The organism is Oleiphilus sp. HI0128 (genome assembly GCF_001635365.1).
Genome location: NZ_LWGG01000759.1, coordinates 1 through 7,472, shown reverse-complemented (window position 1 = coordinate 7,472; position 7,472 = coordinate 1). Strand labels below are relative to the sequence as shown.

At 44.2% G+C, this 7,472-nt stretch carries 5 protein-coding genes; 3 read left to right on the top strand and 2 right to left on the bottom strand.

All coding sequences use genetic code 11. From position 1 onward, the window contains the following. Positions 1 to 121 precede the first annotated feature (121 nt). On the top strand, positions 122 to 2,218 hold the full coding sequence (mnmC, locus tag A3763_RS10400; protein ID WP_068642294.1) for a bifunctional tRNA (5-methylaminomethyl-2-thiouridine)(34)-methyltransferase MnmD/FAD-dependent 5-carboxymethylaminomethyl-2-thiouridine(34) oxidoreductase MnmC: 2,097 nt from the start codon (positions 122 to 124) through the stop codon (positions 2,216 to 2,218). Here the strand turns inward: mnmC and ampD are convergent. Continuing rightward, the gene (ampD, locus tag A3763_RS10395) at positions 2,215 to 2,769 is read right to left on the bottom strand and encodes a 1,6-anhydro-N-acetylmuramyl-L-alanine amidase AmpD (RefSeq protein ID WP_068508078.1); all 555 of its coding nucleotides are present in this window, start codon (positions 2,767 to 2,769) and stop codon (positions 2,215 to 2,217) included. The genes mnmC and ampD overlap by 4 nt on opposite strands. A gap of 2 nt (positions 2,770 to 2,771) precedes the next feature. Next, positions 2,772 to 5,234: a DUF1631 domain-containing protein gene (locus A3763_RS10390; RefSeq protein ID WP_068634244.1), complete on the bottom strand. Its 2,463-nt coding sequence runs from the start codon at positions 5,232 to 5,234 to the stop codon at positions 2,772 to 2,774. Positions 5,235 to 5,549: 315 nt separating this feature from the next. On the opposite strand from A3763_RS10390, the gene nadC reads away from it, so the two are divergent. Next, a complete protein-coding gene (gene nadC, locus A3763_RS10385) occupies positions 5,550 to 6,386 on the top strand; it encodes a carboxylating nicotinate-nucleotide diphosphorylase (RefSeq protein WP_068509607.1) in 837 nt (278 codons plus the stop codon). 205 nt (positions 6,387 to 6,591) lie between these two features. Beyond that, on the top strand, positions 6,592 to 7,472 hold an 881-nt coding region (locus A3763_RS10380), incomplete at its 3' end, for a hypothetical protein (RefSeq protein ID WP_156495039.1).

Sequence of the window (7,472 nt, the reverse complement as noted above, 5' to 3'; positions counted from 1 at the left end):
GATGGTTATATGCGAGACATTCCCGTAGACACAATAATCATTCAATCAATTACAATTACCGAACCGAGCTCCGAGCCTGAAAGTCCGGCACCCACAGCCAAGCAATAGCAAGCCATAAAATATGAATAGAGAAGTCGACAATTTTTCGGTAGCTAATCTTGGCTGGGAAGGCGATATTCCAGCCTCGAAAGAATACGATGACGTTTACTTCTCGCTTGTTGATGGCCTTAAAGAGAGCCAATATGTTTTCATTGAAGCCAATCAACTCGCATCTAGACTAATAGGTGAAAGCCTCGCACTAAAACCCTTTATCGTCGCTGAAGCAGGATTTGGTACCGGGCTAAACTTTCTCTTAAGCTGGCGACAATGGCTGGCCTGTGAAGAAAAAGGCCGTCGTGACTTTCACTACATCTCATTCGAAAAACACCCACTATCTCTATCAGATCTTAGAAACTCTTTGAGTAAATGGCCTGAGCTTGCAGATTTATCTTCCCAACTATGCGACGACTATCCTTTCACTATAAAAGGACACCACACACTGAAGTTCGAGTGTGGCCGAGTCATCCTCACACTGGTTTTTGGGGATATTTATGAGTCCCTGGATGAATACCGTTTTATGGCAGATTGCTGGTACCTGGACGGTTTTTCCCCTAATAAGAACCCGGAAATGTGGTCACCTGCTCTTTTTAAAGAAGTTGCCAGACTATCATCTGACGGAGCCACTTTTTCCACCTTCGCCGCTGCGTCAGCTGTAAGACGAGGGCTAGAATCGGCAGGTTTCAGTGTTAAGCGCCAGAAAGGCTTTGGCAAAAAACGAGAGATGCTTCTTGGCTCTATTACAAAACAAGACCTCAGTTCTACCGGTCACTTACCTTTAAGCAAAACAAATTGGGCCTACCCACAAACACTGATAAAGAATTCCGTTAAGAACTCTACGGCTGCCGCCTTAGATAAAGACGTGTCCAAGTCTTTCGATACCGTTATTATTGGGGCCGGTTTAGCGGGTATCAGCACTGCTTCAGCGCTGTATCAACGCGGGCTGGATGTTGCGATAATAGATACTCGCCCAGCACCTGTTTCTGGTGCCAGCGGCCAGAGCCAACTGGTAATGTACGCAAAGTTTCCCAGTGAGAGAAACAAAACGTTTAACTTCGTAGAGCATTGCCTTGCCTACAGCTTACGCTATTACCCGCGGCTACAGGCAAACTTTGATAATGAATTCTGGCACCCTTGCGGTTTACTGCAGCTAGCATGGAGTGATAAGGAAGCGGCCAAGCAAACCCGCTTTGCTAATAACACCAAACTGCCAACCAATTTTATACGGCCAATATGCGCTGATGAATCCTCAGAAAAGTCTGGCTTGAAACACTCCTGTGGCGGCTTGTGGTTTGAGAATGCGGGCTGGCTTGACCCTAAAGTCTACGCAAAAATACTACTTAGCGATAAGCCAGCTAAGTCACAGGCTACCATCACTCCATTTTACAACTGCGAAGCGAAGCAGATCAGCCAAAATACAGACTCAAGCTGGACCATAGAAACAAATTCAGGCCTTTTTCACACAAGGCATCTTGTCATTGCAAACTCTAATGACACCAAGAGTTTTCCCCAATTAGCACACCTGCCAACCAAGCCCTTGCGCGGGCAAGTTACATCGATAAGATCTAAGCAGAATAGCGAGGAAATCAAATCTACGCAGTGTGTGTTAACAGGAGAAGGCTACCTATGCCCATCTGTTTCTGGTTGGCACCACTTTGGCGCGACCTTTGATTTGGACTCAAATAATGAAAGCACTAATGCAGAAGACAATGAAAAGAACTTCGAAGCAATTCAGCACTGGAACCCATCATGGATTTCGGATAAGAACACTGAAGATAAAAGCCTGAATGACTATGATGTAAAAAGTAACGCCGGCCTTCGTTGCACCACTCCTGACTACCTTCCAATCGTTGGGCTCGCTCCAAATTTTGAACAAATGAAAGAGACCTTTGCCAAACTTCGAGTTGGCGCCAACAGCTGCAAACATCTTTATGGACACTACTATCAAGGTCTTTACGTCAACGTTGGACACGGCTCCAAAGGCGCATTAACAAGCCCCGTCGCCGCAGAACTTATTGCTCACGAAATATGCGGCGGCATCCCACCGGTAAATGACACACACAAAGCAATGTTTTCGCCCGCCCGCTTTATCATTAAGCACCTTAAACAGCGGCGCATTTAAACAAGGGGGTTCTCTATAGAGTTTCGATACAGCGTCCAATCGAAAGCAGGGCCTGGGTCTGTTTTCCGCTGTGGAGCGATATGTTCATGACCCGTTATACGCTCTTTCGTAATTTCAGGGTAGCTTTCCTGAATTGCATTAGTTAGAGCGGCAAGCTGCGAATACTGAATCGCTTGATACGGTATGTCATCAGCGCCTTCCAGCTCAACGCCTATCGAGAAATCATTACAGTTTTCCTGACCACAAAAGCTTGACTGTCCGGCATGCCAGGCACGGTCATTACAGGAAACAAACTGGACTATTTCTCCGTTGCGTTTAACGAGGAAGTGTGACGAGACCTGAAGATCGCGAATTGTCTCGAAATACGGATGCTCACCAACTGGCAAACAGTTTTGGAAAAAAAGCTCGATGTAATTATTGCCGAAGGACTTCGGTGGCAATGATATATTATGAACGACTAGTAAGTTGATCGGCGCAGCTTGAGGGCGCTCATTATAATTGGGTGACGGGCACTTCCGAGCACCAGCCAACCAACCATTACAAATTTTCATACCTAGTTAGCTCCGCGTAAACTCCCGATCACCGATTCTAAGGCACGATCAAACAATAAACCATCATTTAGAACTTGAAGCTCTCCATTTCTTAGCAGGGATGCAAAACCACTTTTATCCTGCTCCATTACTTTGATGCCGGATCGATTAACGAAAACAAACTTATCAATAGCCTTAATGTGTGCAGCAAGTTTACAACGTTCAGGACGTCCTTCCTTTGAAACCTCAAACCAGGTGCCAATGCTAGCTCTTTCCACCTGCTTACTAAATGCATCAAGAATGGAATCGCTCGCACTAGCACTCAAATCTTCTTCTAGAACCGTTTCGGCACGCGTAGGCTCGACACTTGATTCCGTTTCTGCGTTATCACCGGTGCCTTGCTCACTGGGTGAGACAGGTTTACTGTCGGAGTTTGTTTCTCTAGAGGCAGCTTTAGGCGCAGGCTTGACCGGCTTTTCGGCTTCAACGCTAGATTGCTTAAAATCGTTAAAGTCTTGTTCAATTTCAAGCGTATCCTGAACCAACTCAGCAATGGCGTTATCGTCCATTGCAGACTTGGCAAACTCTTCGTATGTTTGCAAGTTATTCAAGACATTAACATGCTGAGCTTCGATATCGGCCAATAGGGTTTTCGCCTCAAACTGATCATACATGATCCGATTGAGCCCCTCCCGACACTTCCTCATAACACGAGGAATCGTTTTCAATAACTTGCCTCGAACATCAAGCTCCTCCTTGTCTGGGCTCACCGTCCAAATCAAATCTTTAACCAAGGCAATTTCAGCCTTCCAACTCTCTGAGTCGACACCACCGTTTAGGTATGTGTAATTAAGCACCCTACTCCACGCTTTTGAAAGAAAAGCTTCTGCACATTCTGGTACATTACGCGCTCTTGCTTGCTGATCAGCCAAAATTGCATTTAAAGCATTATCAACCGCCTTCTTGGCTAGGTCATTGGCTGCTTTTCCCTTCTCAGCATCTTTTGTGCGCTGCTCAACAAGTTGACCACGCTTATCTTCAATCACTATAAATTTAATGAAATCATCTAATAAGCTTTGGAAAATATCTAGATTGTCATCGAAATCGTTTAGCACTTTATCAACGACAGCTTCGATTTTTCCCTTCAGTCTATCTGACTTACTACCGCTTGTTTCGGTCCAACCAAGTGCAGCAGCAGCTATTTCGTTCAGAAGTTTTCTAGCAGGATGCCCGCCACGATCAAAAAAGCTTCTATCTAGCATCGCTACTTTAAGTATAGGAATTTGAAGCCTTGCAATTAACGCTTTCATAACGGGCTGAAGCTGACGATCATCAAGAATAAAATCGAACAACATTGAAACTAGGGAAATGACATCGGAGTCCACTGAGGAAATTGCCCCTCCCTCAGAAGATTCGCTCGAGCTTGATAACAAACTACGAAAATCAACACGCTGATATCCACCTAATTGATCACCTGAAATCTGGCCAGAGAACCGATTTTGCTGCGCCGATAATTGCTGAATAATATTGGTTTGCGGAATGATATTAGACATACCACCAACACCTGCATCGATTGAACTTGCGGGCTGACCTGAATGAAGAAGAGAGCGCAACTCACCGAAAGCTGTACCCTGAGAAAGGTACTGATTTTCACCGAGCGTTGGAACACTTGAAGAATCAAAGCCATTGATATCAGGCGTAGCATTCTCGAGCTGACCATTTGATTTAATCGTATCCGTCTTTGACACATTATTGAGCATTTCAACAGCCTTGCTGCTATTTGTACGCGCTGTTTTGCCAATACCGATCGTTAATGCGGGAAGTACACCTGACTGCCTTAACTGCTGATTGCAATCTTTATATACTGCCGCCATTTTCGACAGTACATAGCGTTCAAATAGTTTAAGCACGATAAGCTTTGCTCGGATGCCAAAATCGAGACAGTCACATGCTTTTGCAAAGGCATCACATAGCTTATGCGGGGACGCGGGAAAGTCTTTAGAAAATACTTCACTCTCATCAAGTATAAAGGAAATCCGAGCACTAAGCTCCTCGAGCACCGTGCCAATACCTTGATTAAGCCGCGACACCATCGCATCAACTGCGACATTAACCTCAAGTTCATCCTTATCAATAAGATCCAATGAATCTATCGAGTCACCAGACGGGCCGCTCACCTGTGGACCACTTGTAAGCGAATTGAAATTAGTCAACAACTGCTTTACAACGGCATTTGCGATATGGCGCTTCTGTAAACGAAGCTCTCTCATCGCATCGAAATACAACGCTTGGTCACCATTAGTGCCCGCTTTGTCGGCCATTTCAAACAGCGCATCATCCGCACCATCAAACAAATGACGTAATAAATCCTGCACTTTAAGTCTAAAATTATCTCTAACGACAATGACTAACTTCGGTAGCGGTTTAGCGGATACTCCTGAAATAGTTTTGCCGCCGTGAATCCCTACTATCTTTGGCTCTGCCATAATTACCCCAACTGCCCACTTGCTAAGAGTCAATTATTTAACATTTATTTGCATTATAGCGAGTCAATATTATGACTACTGTCACATTTTGTTTCCGCTTGAACCAGTTCACAAAAAATGTGAATTATTGAACCCAGCACAACAACTACTCGACTAACAATATAGTGAACGAGAACAAGCTAAGCCACTTAGCATTATCCGAAATAATCTATATAATGGCGCCGCTAAATAAAAGTAAGCAATACTTTCGACTTTTTTTAATTTTAAGCATCCTTTGTATTCACCAGACCCAGCCTGAACAGCTTGAGCCAAAATATGAACGAATTACTTTCAAAAGCCATCGAAAATAACGTTAACGCTGCAATTTCGGAAGATGTCGGCTCCGGTGATATAACTGCTCAGCTAATTGATGCCGACAAACAGGCTTGCGCGAAAGTAATTACCCGTGAAAGTGCGATTATTTGCGGTACAAAGTGGGTTGACGCCGTCTTTCATGCAATTGATCCAACCCTTGAAATTAAGTGGTTCGTCAATGACAGAGACAACGCTTCACAAAACGAAACTCTCTTTACTGTTAGTGGCTCTGCCCGATCCATTCTAACCGGAGAACGTGCCGCACTTAATTTTCTGCAAACACTTTCTGGCACTGCAACGACAGCTAAACACTACGCAAACCTGGTTGCACACACTCAAGTAAAGCTTCTGGATACTCGTAAGACCCTACCTGGACTGCGCCTAGCACAAAAGCATGCCGTTACCTGCGGAGACTGCCACAACCATCGCATTGGCCTTTATGACGCCTTCCTAATCAAGGAAAATCACATTATGGCCTGCGGCGGCATTGGACAGGCAGTTAACAAAGCTCAGCAACTAGCTCCCGGAAAGCCCATCGAAGTTGAAGTTGAATCTATACAAGAGTTGCAACTAGCCTTACAAGCTCAGGCTGATATCGTCATGCTCGACAATTTCCCTATCAGCACTTTAAACGAGGCCGTAAAACTAAATAAAGGCCAAGCCAAGCTTGAAGCTTCTGGCGGCATAACCAATGAAACGCTAGTCCCAATTGCTGAAACGGGAGTAGACTTTATTTCAATCGGCGCACTGACAAAAGACTGCAAATCTATCGACCTTTCAATGCGGATTGATATCTAAACAGAAAAACGCCAGCTTACATAAATTTACATACCGAAACACTTCAGTTAGACAATCATTTGGCTATTACAGATAGAATAGATTCATCATTATGGTGATGTCTTCAGACAGCTAAATTCGTCATAAAACAAGAAGACAATCCACCATATTTACCATGCGGCCCATTATATAATTTCACCTTCGAGCTAAGCTGGCTTTACTTTCAATGAATGCAAATAATCTAAGTTTTAAGCCAGAAATCTCTAGCGCTCGCATTCACGGCATACCCGCATTTTTCATAAGTCTCACCCTGTTGTTTATTGCTTTAGGTTTTGACCAATTATTTATAAATGACGGATCGACACTTCAGAATGCCATGCCCTACGTCAGCATAGCCTACGGTTTATCACTCTCTCTTACTTATTGCTTCGGCCTAGTCAGTCTACCCGCAATATTCCTAGCCCCAGTCGCTTTATCACAAGCATCTAACGCATGGTTTGACGGTGATATAGAACTTAGTACTGCAGTACTGTTTTCGTTAAGCCTTTGCATGCAAAGTTATGTGCTCCGGAAGTCATTCCAGCTCTCTATTACCAAGGGTAATCCTTTATCAAACAGTAAAAACCTGATCCTTTATATTTCCCACAGCGTAATAATTAGCGCCTTAATCAGCACATTGCTCGGTGTCAGCTTGCTCACCAATGACGGCGACAGCACACTAGACCTAAGGGTAATAGCCTACTTCTGGATTTCCAATGTTATTAGTCTGACCACCATTCCAAGCATCGTGTTCGCGGCACAAAACCATGCACAACGTATCAAGCAAAACACACATCCTTTAGAGTGGTTTGTTTGGCTTTCAATCTCGATCCTCAGCATTTATTTTACCACCAAGGAAAAGCCTCACTTTATACTTCTAATCATTCCAATCTTAATGTGGGCTTCAACCAGATTTAACCAGCTCGCTTGCACTATTGCTATTTTCGTATCTGGGATTATCACCCTGCACCTCCTTAACGCCGGGACACTGACACAGCAATTATCAATACCAGAATATTCTCTACCTCTTGCTAGCTTGATCGTTATTCTAACTACCCTTTACTTCAA

Excerpts from the sequence above, each read along its gene's own strand:
- A3763_RS10390 (WP_068634244.1), bottom strand. The coding sequence starts at position 5,234 with ATGGCAGAGCCAAAGATAGTAGGGATTCACGGCGGCAAAACTATTTCA.
- nadC (WP_068509607.1), top strand. The coding sequence starts at position 5,550 with ATGAACGAATTACTTTCAAAAGCCATCGAAAATAACGTTAACGCTGCA.
- ampD (WP_068508078.1), bottom strand. The coding sequence starts at position 2,769 with ATGAAAATTTGTAATGGTTGGTTGGCTGGTGCTCGGAAGTGCCCGTCA.
- mnmC (WP_068642294.1), top strand. The coding sequence starts at position 122 with ATGAATAGAGAAGTCGACAATTTTTCGGTAGCTAATCTTGGCTGGGAA.